General features: G+C 62.4%; 19 protein-coding genes. 3 read left to right on the top strand and 16 right to left on the bottom strand.

The features are described from left to right. Nucleotides 1–43 precede the first annotated feature (43 nt). Nucleotides 44–415 (top strand): DUF5319 domain-containing protein, encoded by a 372-nt coding sequence (locus tag CCOY_RS02330; RefSeq protein ID WP_070422774.1) that lies wholly within the window; start codon nucleotides 44–46, stop codon nucleotides 413–415. On the opposite strand, the gene CCOY_RS02325 is transcribed toward CCOY_RS02330, so the two are convergent. Then, a complete protein-coding gene (locus CCOY_RS02325) occupies nucleotides 416–1,309 on the bottom strand; it encodes a hypothetical protein (protein WP_070570591.1) in 894 nt (297 codons plus the stop codon). It abuts the gene before it with no gap. Next, nucleotides 1,299–1,898 carry a sigma-70 family RNA polymerase sigma factor gene (locus CCOY_RS02320; protein WP_224213064.1) on the bottom strand — a complete coding sequence of 200 codons (600 nt, stop codon included), beginning with the start codon at nucleotides 1,896–1,898 and terminating at the stop codon, nucleotides 1,299–1,301. Before CCOY_RS02320 ends, CCOY_RS02325 begins: the two co-directional genes overlap by 11 nt. Before the next feature lie 234 nt (nucleotides 1,899–2,132). Between CCOY_RS02320 and CCOY_RS02315 the strand changes: the two genes are divergently transcribed. Then, a complete protein-coding gene (locus CCOY_RS02315; protein WP_070570593.1) occupies nucleotides 2,133–2,441 on the top strand; it encodes a WhiB family transcriptional regulator in 309 nt (102 codons plus the stop codon). A gap of 80 nt (nucleotides 2,442–2,521) precedes the next feature. On the opposite strand, the gene groL is transcribed toward CCOY_RS02315, so the two are convergent. From groL to CCOY_RS02265, 10 genes are all read right to left on the bottom strand, one after another. After that, entirely contained in the window at nucleotides 2,522–4,132 is a 1,611-nt protein-coding gene (gene groL, locus CCOY_RS02310; protein ID WP_070422771.1) for a chaperonin GroEL, read from the bottom strand. Between the two features lie 10 nt (nucleotides 4,133–4,142). Beyond that, nucleotides 4,143–4,442 (bottom strand): co-chaperone GroES, encoded by a 300-nt coding sequence (gene groES / locus CCOY_RS02305; RefSeq protein ID WP_070422770.1) that lies wholly within the window; start codon nucleotides 4,440–4,442, stop codon nucleotides 4,143–4,145. Nucleotides 4,443–4,585: 143 nt separating this feature from the next. Continuing rightward, the gene (locus tag CCOY_RS02300; RefSeq protein ID WP_070570595.1) at nucleotides 4,586–5,038 is read right to left on the bottom strand and encodes a hypothetical protein; all 453 of its coding nucleotides are present in this window, start codon (nucleotides 5,036–5,038) and stop codon (nucleotides 4,586–4,588) included. Nucleotides 5,039–5,113: 75 nt separating this feature from the next. After that, a complete protein-coding gene (gene tsaD / locus CCOY_RS02295; RefSeq protein ID WP_070422768.1) occupies nucleotides 5,114–6,157 on the bottom strand; it encodes a tRNA (adenosine(37)-N6)-threonylcarbamoyltransferase complex transferase subunit TsaD in 1,044 nt (347 codons plus the stop codon). 3 nt (nucleotides 6,158–6,160) lie between these two features. Then, nucleotides 6,161–6,625: a ribosomal protein S18-alanine N-acetyltransferase gene (gene rimI / locus CCOY_RS02290; protein WP_092101488.1), complete on the bottom strand. Its 465-nt coding sequence runs from the start codon at nucleotides 6,623–6,625 to the stop codon at nucleotides 6,161–6,163. Then, nucleotides 6,625–7,263, bottom strand: a complete 639-nt coding sequence (tsaB, locus tag CCOY_RS02285; protein ID WP_070422766.1) for a tRNA (adenosine(37)-N6)-threonylcarbamoyltransferase complex dimerization subunit type 1 TsaB — start codon at nucleotides 7,261–7,263, stop codon at nucleotides 6,625–6,627. Before tsaB ends, rimI begins: the two co-directional genes overlap by 1 nt. Beyond that, nucleotides 7,263–7,766 carry a hypothetical protein gene (locus tag CCOY_RS02280; RefSeq protein WP_070422765.1) on the bottom strand — a complete coding sequence of 168 codons (504 nt, stop codon included), beginning with the start codon at nucleotides 7,764–7,766 and terminating at the stop codon, nucleotides 7,263–7,265. The genes tsaB and CCOY_RS02280 overlap by 1 nt, the downstream gene beginning before the upstream one ends. A gap of 10 nt (nucleotides 7,767–7,776) precedes the next feature. Beyond that, nucleotides 7,777–8,244, bottom strand: a complete 468-nt coding sequence (gene tsaE, locus CCOY_RS02275) for a tRNA (adenosine(37)-N6)-threonylcarbamoyltransferase complex ATPase subunit type 1 TsaE (protein ID WP_092101486.1) — start codon at nucleotides 8,242–8,244, stop codon at nucleotides 7,777–7,779. Beyond that, the gene (alr, locus tag CCOY_RS02270; RefSeq protein WP_092101484.1) at nucleotides 8,245–9,330 is read right to left on the bottom strand and encodes an alanine racemase; all 1,086 of its coding nucleotides are present in this window, start codon (nucleotides 9,328–9,330) and stop codon (nucleotides 8,245–8,247) included. It lies immediately after the preceding gene. Between the two features lie 19 nt (nucleotides 9,331–9,349). Continuing rightward, nucleotides 9,350–10,009, bottom strand: a complete 660-nt coding sequence (locus CCOY_RS02265) for a hypothetical protein (RefSeq protein ID WP_092101482.1) — start codon at nucleotides 10,007–10,009, stop codon at nucleotides 9,350–9,352. A 75-nt stretch (nucleotides 10,010–10,084) separates the two neighbouring features. Here CCOY_RS02265 and CCOY_RS02260 point away from each other — a divergent pair, with 75 nt between their 5' ends. Beyond that, nucleotides 10,085–10,939 (top strand): dienelactone hydrolase family protein, encoded by an 855-nt coding sequence (locus CCOY_RS02260; RefSeq protein ID WP_070450566.1) that lies wholly within the window; start codon nucleotides 10,085–10,087, stop codon nucleotides 10,937–10,939. Nucleotides 10,940–10,973: 34 nt separating this feature from the next. On the opposite strand, the gene CCOY_RS02255 is transcribed toward CCOY_RS02260, so the two are convergent. The 4 genes from CCOY_RS02255 to glmM all read right to left on the bottom strand — a co-directional run bounded on the left by CCOY_RS02255 (nucleotide 10,974) and on the right by glmM (nucleotide 14,063). After that, nucleotides 10,974–11,219, bottom strand: a complete 246-nt coding sequence (locus CCOY_RS02255; protein WP_141739346.1) for a hypothetical protein — start codon at nucleotides 11,217–11,219, stop codon at nucleotides 10,974–10,976. Between the two features lie 54 nt (nucleotides 11,220–11,273). Continuing rightward, nucleotides 11,274–12,302 (bottom strand): hypothetical protein, encoded by a 1,029-nt coding sequence (locus CCOY_RS02250; RefSeq protein WP_092101480.1) that lies wholly within the window; start codon nucleotides 12,300–12,302, stop codon nucleotides 11,274–11,276. Then, nucleotides 12,299–12,616 carry a hypothetical protein gene (locus CCOY_RS02245; protein WP_070771066.1) on the bottom strand — a complete coding sequence of 106 codons (318 nt, stop codon included), beginning with the start codon at nucleotides 12,614–12,616 and terminating at the stop codon, nucleotides 12,299–12,301. Before CCOY_RS02245 ends, CCOY_RS02250 begins: the two co-directional genes overlap by 4 nt. 103 nt (nucleotides 12,617–12,719) lie before the next feature. Further along, complete coding sequence (glmM, locus tag CCOY_RS02240; RefSeq protein ID WP_092101478.1) at nucleotides 12,720–14,063, bottom strand: phosphoglucosamine mutase; 1,344 nt, start codon at nucleotides 14,061–14,063, stop codon at nucleotides 12,720–12,722. Between the last annotated feature and the right edge of the window lie 63 nt (nucleotides 14,064–14,126).

The following is a 14,126-nucleotide window of genomic DNA, read 5'->3' as shown; positions in this document are numbered from 1 at the left end:
CCCTGATTGGCCTAGCAAGCGGCCACTTAATAGGCTGGGCACCGTGAATTACGACGACATGATGCCGCTGGACCCGTTCGCGGACGACCCAAACGATCCGGCGTCGTTCATCGAAGACGATGAGATCGTGGAGCCCCTCTCCCCTGAGGAGCGCGTCGCCGTCATCCAGGACCTTGCACACGTACGCGACGCACAACGCATGTTAAAGCCGCGCGGAATTTTGGGCATCCATTTCCTGTGCGAGGACTGCGACCAAATGCACTACTACGACTGGGAGATCATGGAGCAAAACATGATCGCCACCCTCAACGGGGAACTTCCCCCGGTGCATGAGCCCAGCGCGCAACCGAACGTCACTGCGTACGTTCCGTGGGATTACGCGATGGGCTACCTCGATGGTCTCGAGGCACGCTAGCTAGAAATTTTCCGACGAGCCCGCCCCGCCCGGCACTACCGGCGCGGGCGTTGCTGCGTACCGCGATGCAGAATCAACTGGGTTCGACGGGACATTATCGCGGACCGTCGGCCGTGCTGGCGGCTGATCTCCTGGGATCGGAGTTTGCTCGCGCGAATCGGACGGCTCCACCACCGTCGGTCGCGGTTGCTCCTGCGGCTGGCGCGGCGGCAAGCTCCCGTTCGAAGGCGCCACGGCATCCGACCCCGGCGCCGGTGCCCCAGCCGTCGGCTGCGCATTCTCCGGAGCAGGCGCAGGGTTCTGCTCCGGCGCCGGCGCAGGCTGCTGCACGCTCGGCGGAACTTCAACTTCATGGACCTCCACCACAGTCGTGGTTTCAGTAACCGTGCGTGGCGCTGGTTGCACTACGTCTTCACCGTTACGCGCCTCACGCATCTTGATACCTGCCATAAGCCCCCTAGCCTGCTCAAGCAGGCTTCGGGCGGCCTCCATATCCCCGCTTTGGTTCGCTGCCTCCAGCTCGTCGAGCGTGGTTGCCAACTCCACCATCGTGGTTTCGTTCGCCGAGCTCTGCGTGCCATACACCGCAGCGCCAGTGCCGACGATAGCCACAGACGCAGCTGCAGCACCGACCACACCTGCGACCCATGGGTTGGCGGTCCGGCGGCGCGCGCGGGCGTCGTCAAGCGATGCAACCGGCGCAACCGGCGCAACCGGGATCACCGTGGGAGCCGCTGGCATCGGGCGATCGACGTCCTGCTTTAGTCCAAGCAGCGCCGCAGCCAGTGGGTCACTGCCGTCACTGGGGTCTACACCACTCGAAAGCGCATCAAGAAACGCATCGTCGCGAACGCACTCTTCTCCAAAGTCGCCGCCACCAAAATCACGCGTCATGGCCTGAATGGTCTCCTTCCAACTGCTCACGCAACTTGGACAGCGCCCTATGCTGCGCGACACGCACCGCACCTGGAGTACTGCCCACTACCTCTGCCGTTTCTTCCGCCGAGAGGCCCACAAACACTCTCAGAATCACAATGTCGCGAGCCTTATCACTTAATGAATCGAGTAATGCGCGAACTTCGTTACTTCCGTCTGCAACAACGGCTGCATCCTCCGGCGTGAACGCAACAACCTCCTGGTCAGGGACATCTTCAGTAGGCGTTGTCTTGTCACGCACCAGGCTGCGGTGCGCATCGGCGACCTTGTTAAACGCAATGCCGTACACAAACGCCATGAACGGCCGCCCGGTATCCACGTAGCGGTCAATGGACGTCGCTACCGCCAAGCAGATCTCCTGAGCGACGTCCTCCGCAGTCGGCATGCGCCCGCCTCCAATGCGCGCCCTGGCGTAGCGCAGCACCCGTGGATGGACGATGGCAATCACACGCTGGAGAGCACGCGCATCCCCTTCGGCGGCACGTGGAACGAGGGTGACAAGTTCATCTTCCTCGTCACCCGCTGTCGCGCCGGTATTGCCAATCACAAGCAAACACTATAAACACCCATTCCCCCGCCATATGAGTTACCGACGCGTATTCAAGAATTCACCAACCTTTAACTCTTGCCATTTTCCCTACTAATTGCGCTTTTATTCACAAGAACGTCCGAGAAACACCCGTCCCGTAACCGCGCGGCAACCCTTTGTTCACCCACCGCCGGAACACTGCACTGCTGGTTGTGTACATCGCGTTTTCCACGGCAAAGGAGATCTCACACCATGACGTTGCCACAGCAACTCCCCGGCCCCAATGCAGACTTTTGGGATTGGCAGCTTCACGGCGCCTGCCGAGGCGAAGCCTCGGAAATCTTCTACCACCCCGAGGGTGAGCGGGGCCGCGCCCGCACGCAGCGTGAGAATCGAGCGAAGGCTATTTGCTTCAACTGCCCGGTGCTTACCCAGTGCCGCGAGCATGCCCTGCGTGTGGCCGAGCCCTATGGCATCTGGGGCGGCATGAGTGAATCTGAGCGCTCCACTGCCCTGCGCCGCGGCCTTGGCAGCGTGAAGTACGTCGCCGCCGCCAAGTAAGCGCACGACAGAAGAATCACGCCAAAAGAAAAACAGTGCCCTACCGAAGTGGGGCACTGTTTTAGCGTATCGACGACACCCTAGTGGGCGTGTGCGTGACCTTCCTCGCCTTCTTCGGCCGGCTTGGTCACCACGGATACCTCCGTGGTCAGCACCATGCGAGCCACGGATGCGGCGTTGACCACAGCGTTGTGGGTCACCTTCACCGGGTCGATGATGCCCTGGTCGATGAGGTTGCCGTACTCGAGCGTGGCGGCGTTGAAGCCCTCGCCGTTGTTCATCTCGGCAACCTTGGACACGACGACAGCGCCGTCGAGGCCCGCGTTGTCAGCGATCCAGAATGCCGGCTTGGACAGTGCACGTGCCACTGCCAGCACACCGGTCTTCTGCTCGCCTTCGAAGCCTTCAGCAAACTCCTCAAGCTGCTTGGCAATCTGCACCAGTGCGGAGCCGCCGCCGGCGATGATGCCTTCCTCTGCTGCCGCGCGGGCAGCGTTGATGGCGTCCTCGACGCGGAGCTTGCGCTCGTTTTGTTCGGTCTCGGTCGCTGCACCGACGCGCAGCACCGCGACACCACCGGAAAGCTTGGCCAAGCGCTCCTCGGCCTTTTCCTTGTCCCAGGTGGAATCCGTGGTTTCGATCTCGCGGCGGATCTGCTCGCGGCGCTCCTCGACTGCCTCTGCCGTGCCGGCACCGTCGACGATGACCGTGTCGTCCTTCGTCGTGGTTACGCGGCGTGCGGAGCCAAGGTGGTCCAGGGTGGCGTCCTTGAGGTTGATGCCAACCTCTGGGTCGATGACGGTCGCGTCGGTGACAACAGCAAGGTCATCCATGAACGCCTTGCGGCGCTCGCCGAAGTACGGCGACTTCACAGCAACGACCTTGATCACCTTGCGGATCGCGTTGACAACGAGAGCCTGCAGCGCCTCGCCTTCGATGTCCTCGGCCACGACGAACAGCGGCACCGACTCCGATGCAACCTGCTCAAGCAGCGGGAGGAAATCCGGCAGAGAGGAGATCTTGCCGCGTACGAGCAGCACGCGGGCGTCCTCAAGCACGGCCTGGCCGGCATCCGGATCGGTCATGAAGTACGGGGAGAGGAAGCCCTTATCAAAGGAAATACCCTCAGTCAGATCCACGTAGGAATCAATGGACTGAGACTCCTCGACGGTAAGCACACCGTCTTTGCCCACCTTCTCCATGGCACCTGCGACCATCTCACCAACCTCAGGGTCGCGAGAGGACACGGTGGCCACGTTGGCGATCTCAGCGGACGACTTCACGTCGGTCGCGCGAGCCTTGAGCTCCTCGACGACCTTGTCGGCTGCCGCCTTGATGCCCTTATTCAGCTCGATCGGGTTCGCACCAGCAGCCACGTTGCGCAGCCCTTCGGCGACGAGCGCCTGGGCGAGCAGCGTTGCGGTGGTGGTGCCGTCACCTGCAATGTCGTTGGTCTTGACTGCGACGGACTTCACCAGCTGCGCACCGAGGTTCTCAAACGGATCCTCAAGGTCAATGTCGCGGGCGATGGTCACGCCGTCGTTGGTGACGGTCGGGCCGCCCCAGGACTTTGCAAGCACAACGTTGCGGCCACGGGGACCGAGGGTGACCTTCACCGCGTCGGCGAGCGTGTTCACGCCGCGCTGGATGCCCTCGCGAGCTTCCTGATCAAATGCGATGAGTTTTGCCATAGCGTTTTACTTACTTCTCGACGACGGCCAGCAGGTCACGAGCGGACAGCAGGAGGAACTCCTCGCCGCCGTACTTCAGCTCGGTGCCGCCGTACTTGGAGAAGATAACCGTGTCGCCTTCCTTCACGTCCACGGCGATGCGGTTGCCATTGTCGTCGAGACGACCCGGGCCAACAGCGATGACGACGGCTTCCTGCGGCTTTTCCGCCGCGGAATCCGGAATAACCAGGCCGGAGGCGGTGGTGGTTTCAGCCTCAGCGATCTGGACGAGGACCTTGTCCTCCAGCGGCTTGATGTTGACGTTTGCCATGATCAAAAACCTTTCATTGGTGAATGAATCAATAGTTCAGGTCTCACGAGGCGCAGCCGTCGTCGCGGGTGAACAACTGTGCTTCACACAACCTGCCTTAGCACTCTACCTATGAGAGTGCCAGCCAACAACACTGGTGGCGTTTAGCGGTTTTTCACCGCGTTACGCCACAGCTCGAACTCTTCGGGATTGTCGTTGCGGAAGTTTTCCACCGCACGGATCGCGTTGACAACCTCTTCGACCGTGCCTTCGCTGATGCTGCCGCCCCCGCGCGCCGCGAAGATCACCGGCCCGCAGATCGACCGGGTGGGATCCGTAAGAAACTCCGGGGTGTCCGTCTCTGCAGTGTTACGCGCAAGGGACGCAACAGGGTTCGGCTCCGCTCCGACAATTCCAGCGTCAACCCGGTAAATCGCGTGGAACCGGTTGCCGTCGCGGTCAAACGCCACGTCCACAACTCCATCGGTTCCGCCACCGAGCATCTCGCGCGCAGAGTCCTCATCGAACACGATGCGACGGTACGTCAGATCTGGGTTGACGAGCAGCCCGAAGCGTTCGCGTTCGGCCTGCTCTTGGCTAAATTGCTCGGTGGTCACGGAGGATTTCCTTTCACGGGATACAGTTCAGGTGCTCAATGTAGCCCCTCCCTGGTGACCTCGCTCGGCGAGCGATTACACGAGCGGAACCTCTACCTCGAGCGACGTGTCCGTGCCTACACCCAAATCAGACGGCGTGGCCCCTTCGTGGATGAGCTGACCCGCAAGCGCTGCGATCATCACACCGTTGTCGGTGCAGAGTTTGAACCGTGGCACACGCAGTTCGATGCCGCGGTCGTCGCAACGCTGCTGCGCGAGTTCACGAAGACGACTGTTGGCCGCCACACCCCCGCCGAGCAGCAGGGTGTTCGCGCCGGTGTCCTCGCAGGCCATGATCGCCTTGGCGGTAAGCACGTCGCAGACTGCCTCCTGGAAGGACGCGCACACGTCCTCCAGCGAGATCACGCGGCCCTCACGCTCGGCGGCCTCAACGTGGCGCGCGACCGCGGTCTTCAGCCCAGAGAACGAGAAGTTGTAACGGTGTTCGCCGCGCAGATCCTCCGCACGCGACAGCGCCCGCGGAAAACGCACCGCATTCGGATCCCCCTGCGCAGCTAACTTGTCGACGACCGGGCCACCCGGGTAGCCCAACCCCAGAAGCCGGGCCACCTTGTCGTAGGCCTCACCAGCAGCGTCGTCGAGTGTGGTGCCGAGTTCCTTCATCGGCTTGCCCACCGCGTCAACCTCGAGCAGCTGCGTGTGCCCGCCAGAGACCAACAGCGCAATCGAGTGCGGCAAGCTTTCCCCCTCGAGGTTGGCCACAGCGACGTGGCCGCCAAGGTGGTTCACGCCGTAAAAGGGCACGCCCCAGGCGGCGGCGTATGCCTTCGCGGCGGAAGCGCCAACCAGCAGTGCGCCTGCAAGACCGGGCCCGATCGTGGCTGCTACGGCATCTGGCTTCTCAATACCAGCGTCCGCCAGCGCCTTTTCCATCACCTGCGGCATCGCCTCAAGGTGTGCACGGGAGGCGATCTCCGGCACCACACCACCAAAGCGGGCGTGCTGTTCCATCGAGGACGCGACGACGTCGGCAAGGATTTCCATCGTGCCGTCGTCATGAAGGTTGATGATGCCTACGCCAGTCTCGTCGCAGGAGGACTCGATACCGAGGACAATCATTGCTTACACCCTTTCGCTCTTGCGCGGGCGCGTCATGGTGTACGCGTCCATGCCGGAGGCCTGATAGTAGTTCTTCCGCACGCCGGCGGTGAAAAACTCGAAACGTTTATACAGCGCGATCGCGGGCTCGTTCTCCACCCGCACCTCAAGATAGACCGGACCATCCATGAGGTCAGCGGTGTGCATCATCTGGTCCATCAACGCCCGGCCCAGGCCGCGGCCCTGCTGTTCGGGGTCCACCCCGATGGTGTGGATTTCAAACTCTGGGTCGTCGCGCGGGCCCAGCATTGCAAGCCCCGCGTACCCAAGCATCCGGCCTGCTTCAAACGCACCGAGGTAAAACGTGTGGGGCGCAGCAATCTCTGAACGAAATGCTGCCTCCGACCACGGGTTATCCCCGGCGAACAGGACAGCCTCTATCGCTGCCGCCGCGGCCGCATCGCCGACTGTCAGTTCACGGAACTCCATCACGGCAGCGCGGGCGACTTCGGAGCTTGCTTCGGTGGCACCGCATCCGGCCGACGCAAATACAGCGGGACGAGAGGCTCCGGGGTGGCGCTCAGATCCGCCACAGCAACCAACCCAGCCGGGGCCGGCGCATGGTACGCAATAGTGCCTGCTACGACCGTGACCTGCTCTGCAAGGTTGTCGGGCACGCTCAGCACGTCCACCTGCTCCACTGGCAGATCCGCCGGCTTACATACCTCGGGGCCTGCAACACGGGCACCGTCGTTGTACCGGGCCCAGTACACCTCGCGGCGGCGGGCGTCGGTCACCACAAGCACATCGCCTTGGCGGTCTACCGCTACCGCATCGTGGGTGCATACCCCATGCACCGGAATGCCAAGCGCCTGGCCAAGCGCAGAGGCGGTGGCCATCCCGACACGCAAACCGGTAAACGGGCCCGGCCCGCAACCGACAACGATGGCGTCGAGGTCGGCGAAGGTGAGCGAGGCTTCGTCGAGAAGCACCTGCACTGTCGGCACAAGCTGCTCGTTGTGCGCACGCGTAGCAACGGTTGCCTCAGCAAGCGTTTTCGCCGCCTCGGTATCCACGACACCTGCGACCAAATCCGTAGTCGCCGTGTCGAGGGCGAGCACCAGCATTACTGGCCCATCCCCAGAGCCCACTGGCCCTTCGTGTTGTAGAACGGCATTGCGGTGTTCAGCGGGAAAGTCTCCGACTGCGGAACAGTGCAGATGTCGACCTTCTTCAACTCAACCGGGTCGATCAGGGCAGTCTCACCCTCCGCTGGGATCAGCAGCACGTAACCCATCTCGCCGTTGAGGTCCACATCCTCATCCGTCAGCGCGAAGGCTTCCTTCTTCGCCTTCACCAGCTCCTCCGGCTCGCCTGGGCACAGCGTGGTGTACCCCATGTATTCGTTTGCGTCGTACACCCTGGACGGGTCAACGAGCTGCGCGGCAACCACGTCACCGCCCGGACGGGTCTGCAGCAACGCACGCGTCAGCGAGTTCGTCGGCTTCACCTCGTCCACAGCGTTCGAGCCACGGGACTGCGGAATGAAGATGATCCCGATCAGGATCACCAACCACAGCACCGCCGCAAGAATGATCCAACCACGGGCTTTGCTACTCGTTTTCAGCATGGGTGTAAGCCTACATCCCCTCTACGACACGCCAGGAAACTATCCGCCCCTCAGTCTCTGCGAGAGTCTCCCGATCCAACTGCACGAGAATGTGGCGCGCCCCCAACTGCTCCATCAAACCGCCGCCCCATTCTGCGACCACCACGGCATCTTCCAACTCGGTATCCAGGTCGAGCGCATCGAGCTCACCCAGCGGATCGTCGCCGAGACGGTAGGCATCCACATGCACCAACGTGGGCCCGCCCACAGTGGAAGCGTGCTGGCGCGCGATGACAAACGTCGGACTGGTCACGCGTCCCTTCACCTGCATGCCACGCGCAATACCTTGTGTGAATGTGGTCTTGCCGGCGCCGAGCGGGCCATCCAGGATCACTAGATCCCCCGCCTCAAGTGCTGCGCCGAGCTCCTCACCAAGCTGCTGCGTATCGACGACCCCCTCACACACCCGCTTTCCCTCACGCGCAAACGAGTCCTTCACTTACTCCTCCCCTACATAGGTGCGAAGCGTTCGGCCCTCCGGCGCGCACACAACCTCATAGTTGATCGTGCCGGCGGCCTTAGCCAGATCAGTTGCGCTGCGACCACCCGCACCGAAGATGATTGCCTCGTCGCCTGCCTGGACGTTGTCCTCGTTTGCGCCGAGCCACACCACAATCTGGTCCATGCTCACACGCCCAACCTGGGTGTAGGTCTGGCCATTGATGGCGATCTCCAACGCACCCTGCCAGCTACGGTGCACGCCGTCTGCATAACCGGCCGGAATCACTGCGGTGTAGCCGTCCTCAGGTGCTTCCCAGGTGCGTGCGTAACTGGTTACTTCGCCCTGCTTCATCGGCTTAACCGCGATGACCTGTCCCACCCACGTCATCGCCGGTTTCAGGTCGTGGTCAATCCCCGCCACTGGCTCGAGCCCGTACAGGCTCACGCCCGGGCGCACCATGTCAAAGTGCAAATCCTTGCGCGTCCAAGTCGCTGGCGAGTTCGCCATGTGGTTTCGCTCCACACGCAATCCGGCCGCACGCGCCGCCTCGATCGCCTTGCGGAAGTTCTCCGCCTGGAAATCCGTGTAGGGGTCGACCGGGTTGTCGGCGCACGCCAGGTGCGTCATCAAACCAGCAACCTCAATCTTGCCGGCCTGCTCCGCCTCAAATGCCATCTTGAACGCTGCTTCCCACTCGGGTTCGTCGATACCGGAGCGGTGCATGCCCGTATCCACCATGAGGTAGACGGTGCGGTGCGTGGGTTCGTCGATAAGCAACTGCAAATGGGCAACACTCGGCGCGCCAAGATCGATGCCCTCCGGTAACTCCTCGTGGATACTCCACAACCAGGCGAGCACAGGCTTCTGTGTGACCTCACGGACACGACGAGCCTCAGCCAACGTGGCCACGCCGAACGCATCTGCGCCATTGCGATCCATCACCGGAACACACTTTTCGACGCCATGGTTATAGGCGTCCGCCTTCACCACACACATGAGTTTCGCCTCGCCTGCCTGCTCTTTCAGACGGCGAGTGTTGTGCGCAATCGCGCCTAGATCAATCGTTGTACGGAGCGGAAACATACGCCCCATTGTGCACCACCTACAGCAGGTGCACGACACCCAGCACAGTCAGCATTACTGCCACAGCCCACGTCGCCGCTGCCGTCACCTGCTGCGGGTGGCTGCGCGCCCACGCAAACCCCCTGCCTGCGAGACTTTCAGGACGAGCGCGCACCAACCCGACCAGCAGCGCACACAGCGTTGGCAGCGACAACGCCACCGAGGCGTACAGCGGAATCGCCGCGTAACGCACCTGCGCGTCAATACCCGAGGCGGACAGCAACGCAAGCCCGCCGTAAAACGGTGCCGAGGTTGCCGACTGCACCAGCCCCAAGACAAAACCCGTCAGCACCGTCAGCGGACCGGGCGTGTTCAGGTGCTGCATGATCTTCTGCGTCAGCGCCTGGTTGTCACCGCCACGCATGGCAAGCACCGCCGTCAGCAAACCCGTTGCGATCAGCAACACACCGAAGACAGGGCCGTTGACAAAACGTTCAACGGCGGAGCCCAACCCGTCGAAAATGACAAGCATCAGCAGCGCAAGCCCCGCCACCCCCAGCCAGTCACCGGCAATCAGCAACGATGTCGTCTTGGCGTAGCGGCCGTTTCCCCGCGGCACCGCAATACCTACTGCAACGATGACCCCGATGAGCAGAAGGTTCACCGAATCGACGAATGCGAGCTGTAACGCGCCGAGCATCCTGCCTCCTGAGTAACCCCGCCTGCAACGATGGACTCACCCTAGTCCAGACAAGGATGCAGTAGGATCGTCGGCGTGTCTGCGAAGCTAAAGAAACTCTCTGACCTGTCCAAGCGTGGCCCCCACCGCGTCCTTGAAGGCGACTTGGGCTACACGGGCCTGCCCGGCAAGGTGTACACCCCTGCCGAGGGTAAGAACCTGCCCGCTGTCGCGTTCGGCCACGACTGGACGAAAGACATCGACGACTACCACGGCACACTGCGCCACCTGGCCAGCTGGGGCATCGCAGTCGCAGCACCCAACACCGAAACCGGGTTTAGGCCAGATCACCGTGGCTTTGCTGCAGACCTGGAGACGAGCCTGCAGATCCTCGCCGGCGTGCGACTGGGCAACGGCAACATCTCTGTCTCCCCAGGCAAACTCGGCATCGTTGGCCACGGCATGGGTGGTGGCGCCGCAGTGCTTGCGGCGGTAGACAACCCGAAGGTGAAGGCTGTGGCGACGGTGTACCCGGCAAACGTCGCACCGTCCGCGGTGGAAGCAGCCCGTGCGCTCTTCGCCCCCGGCATGGTCATCGGTCCCGGCGAGGACGGCGATTCCTTGTTCGACCCGGGCAACCCCGCAAAGCTTGCCTACAACTGGGCAGGCGACGTGGTCTACCGCGCACCGAAGAAGGGCGATCAGCAGTCCTTCTCCGAAGACGGCATGATCAAGCGCATCCTCGGCTTGGGCAAGTCCGACCGCGCACTGCAGGAAACCGTGCGCGGCTTGCTCGTGGGCTACTTGCTGCACGTGCTAAACGACGAGAAGGCCTACGCCGGCTACGCGGAAGCCGACGCCGAAGGCTCTGGCGTGGTCTCCCTTTCTGGCGAGAAGCTCGCCAAGGCCGCGGGGCTGGCCCGCGACAACGCCGGTTTCTCCCTGTTCTAGGGCGGCGCGCTTCCGCGAGGTTCTCACTCAGGGGCTAGGCCTCTTCGCCCACGCCGGGCTGCTCCGGCGGAGTCCCCCGGGCCTGGCTTTGCAGCACCGCATGCACCTGCGCCCTTCTTGCGCGACGCGCCGCAGACACACGCGAGCGTTCCAAGGTGTAATCCCCACGCGGCGCGACCGGCTTCGGCCGTTCCATCGTCTCGCGTGCTCTGGCGTAGTGCTTCGCAGTTTGTTCCATCTTGTTCTGGTGCTCGCGCATCATGGCCTCAAAATCAGCCATGCGTTTTTGCGTCCTACGTTGGAACTGGAGCACAAACAACTCGTAATCCATTGGTTACCACTCCCCCGTTTTCTTCATTGCCCACGGATCCTGCCCGCCCTGAGCGCCTGATTGTGCCCCGTCTGCGCCACCTACGGAAGCAGCCGTTGTATCGACGTGCTGTGCCTTCTTCGGCGGTGGTGGCGGCTCTTGCACCTGCGACAGTTCTGGCGGTGGGGCGATAACCCCATCCTTAGTCGGTGTCGGTGCAGGTGCAGGCGGTGGCGGTGGCGGTGGCGTTGGCGCCGGTGCTGGAGCAGGTTTCGGTGCTGGTTTCGCCGGCGGTTCAGGCTCCGGCTTCGGTGCTTCCTCCGGCGGGCATTCCACCTCTCCTTGTGCGAGGTCGAGCTCAACGCCCAGCTTCAGCCCCACATCGACCGAGATATTCACGCCGGCGGCCACAGTGCCGACCGAGGAGCTTGCAACCGTGTCGCATGGTTTCTCCACCGCAGGCTCTGGCTGGGTTTGCGCCGCCTCACCGGTGCACTCGGCAATGCTGTCGAGGCACTCCCGGATCACCCCATTTCGGTCCGTGGTCGTTGCCGTTGCACACCGCAGCGCTTCGATGATCACCTCTACGGCGATCTCCACAATCTGAGTGATCCCGCAACGCTGCGCGATTTCGAACACACGGCGCGCAGGTTCCAAGATCGCACGAATCGCCATATCAGCTGAGCGCACGATCGCTTCTATCGCCGAAGAGCACTCTCCAATACGCTGGCCTACCTGCTTGACGTGTTCAAAGTGGTCGGTCTCGCGGGCTTCATTTCGGCACTCCCGATCCCGGATGCCCACCTCTTCAAACCATCCGCTGTTATCTGCCGTGCACGTGCGCGCTGGCGTATCCGGACGCTCACAACTCAACGCCAATTGCAAGCCGATCTGTGCGAACACTGAAAGGTCGAGCCCGCTGATACAGGAGGACTCGGACATCAACTCACCGGCAAGGCCTCGCACGGCATTGCGCTGGTGCTCTGGCACCTCAGGTGCAACCTCGACTGCTTCGACGAGGGTACGGACATCATCTTGCACTGTCGGCATCATGGCTGCTCCACCCCCTCAAGTACCTCGGCTGCGAGTGCATCGGCGGCCACGATGTCGTCGGTAAGCGCGAGCACCTGCTCCCAGTTCTCGCTGCGGACCTCTAAAAACCGCTTCGACGTACTGTGAAGCGCTTCAAGTGCCTCAGCAACACGCTGGCCTTGCTCCGCGAAGCCATCGCCGAAAGCAGACGGGTCCACCGTGATGCGCCTCGCGTCGAGGTCGTGCGCCGCAGCACGGTACGCGTTAATCGCGGCACCGTACTGCGTTCGAACATTGTCAACGTCAACGTCGACAGCACTGACATGTCGTGTCATTTCCCACCCCTGAAAAGATTCCAGTCCAACTATTTCTACTTAGTTAGACTCCCCCAACGCCCCGGCGGTTCCCTGCCGGGGCAAAAAACTTCTTACTCAGAAGTTACACGGCTGCGACGACCGCCGCGAGCTGTCCGGCAACCTTTCGTGCCTGTTCTTCCTCAGCTGCTTCCACCATCACGCGGAACAGCTCCTCGGTACCCGACGGACGCAGCAAGACACGACCGGTATCGCCCAGCTCCGCTTCAGCTTCGCGGATCGCGGCGGTAACGGATTCGTCGTCAAGAATGCGCGACTTGTCTGAGACCGGAACGTTGATCAGCGTCTGCGGCAGCGCGGTCATCACACTCGCCAACTCAGCGAGCGACTTCCCGGTTTCAGCCATGCGTGCCATGAGCATCAGACCGGACAGCACGCCATCGCCGGTGGTCGCATGCTCCGGAACCACAATGTGGCCGGACTGCTCGCCACCCAAGGAGAAGTCGCCACGGTTGAGCTCTTCGAGGACATAACGGTCGCCCACTTTGGTCTCCCGCATCTCGATGCCCTCGCGCTTCATTGCCTGCTTCAGCCCCAGGTTGCTCATCACCGTGGCCACCAGCGTGTTGGAGCGCAACGAGTTGTTGTCGCGCATCGCGGTTGCCAGTACAGCCATGATCTGGTCGCCGTCGACAACATTGCCCTCGGCGTCCACAGCCAAGCAACGATCCGCGTCACCATCGTGCGCCAAACCAAGGTCCGCGCCGTGCTCAACCACTGCGCGCTGAATCTGCTCCATGTGCGTGGAGCCTGCGCCGTCGTTGATGTTGTAGGCGTCGGGCTTGTTAAAGATCGCGGTCACGTCAGCTCCCGCTGCCGCATACGCCTTCGGGGCTACCTCGAACGCTGCACCGTTCGCGCAGTCCACCACAACCTTGATGCCCGACAGGTCGGTGCTCACCGCATCAGCCAGATGCGCCAGGTAGCGGCTCTGCGCATCTGGGGCCTCCTCGATCACACGGCCGATGCTGGTGCCGGTCGGACCGGTTTCCTCCAGCTCGTCCATGGCGCGCTCAATCTCGTCTTCAATATCGTCCGGCAGCTTGTGACCACCAGCGGAGAAGAACTTGATCCCGTTATCCGGCATCGGGTTGTGGGAGGCGGAAATCATTACACCGATGTCGGCTCCGTAGTCGTCCGTAAGAAACGCCAAGCCAGGCGTCGGAATCACACCGACACGCAGCACGTCCACGCCCTTCGACGCCATGCCGGCTGCCATCGCTGCCGCCAGCATCTCACCGGAGACGCGCGGGTCGCGCCCAATGAGCGCTACTGGGCGACGCTTCCCGGAGCGACGATCCTTCGTCAGCACCGTTGCCGCAGCCGCGCCGAGCTTCAACGCCAACGGCGCTGTCAACGCCTCGTTGGCCAAGCCGCGAACACCATCAGTTCCAAACAATCGAGTCATGCCCACAATTATGCATGTTTGCTGCAATTGCTTATCGACGAACCCTCGCAACCGGTCCGCTCG

The sequence above is a fragment of the Corynebacterium coyleae genome (assembly GCF_030408635.1).
Lineage (GTDB): Bacteria > Actinomycetota > Actinomycetes > Mycobacteriales > Mycobacteriaceae > Corynebacterium > Corynebacterium coyleae.
The sequence above is the reverse complement of the archived record's forward strand: the minus strand, read 5'-3'. Positions and strand labels throughout refer to the sequence as shown.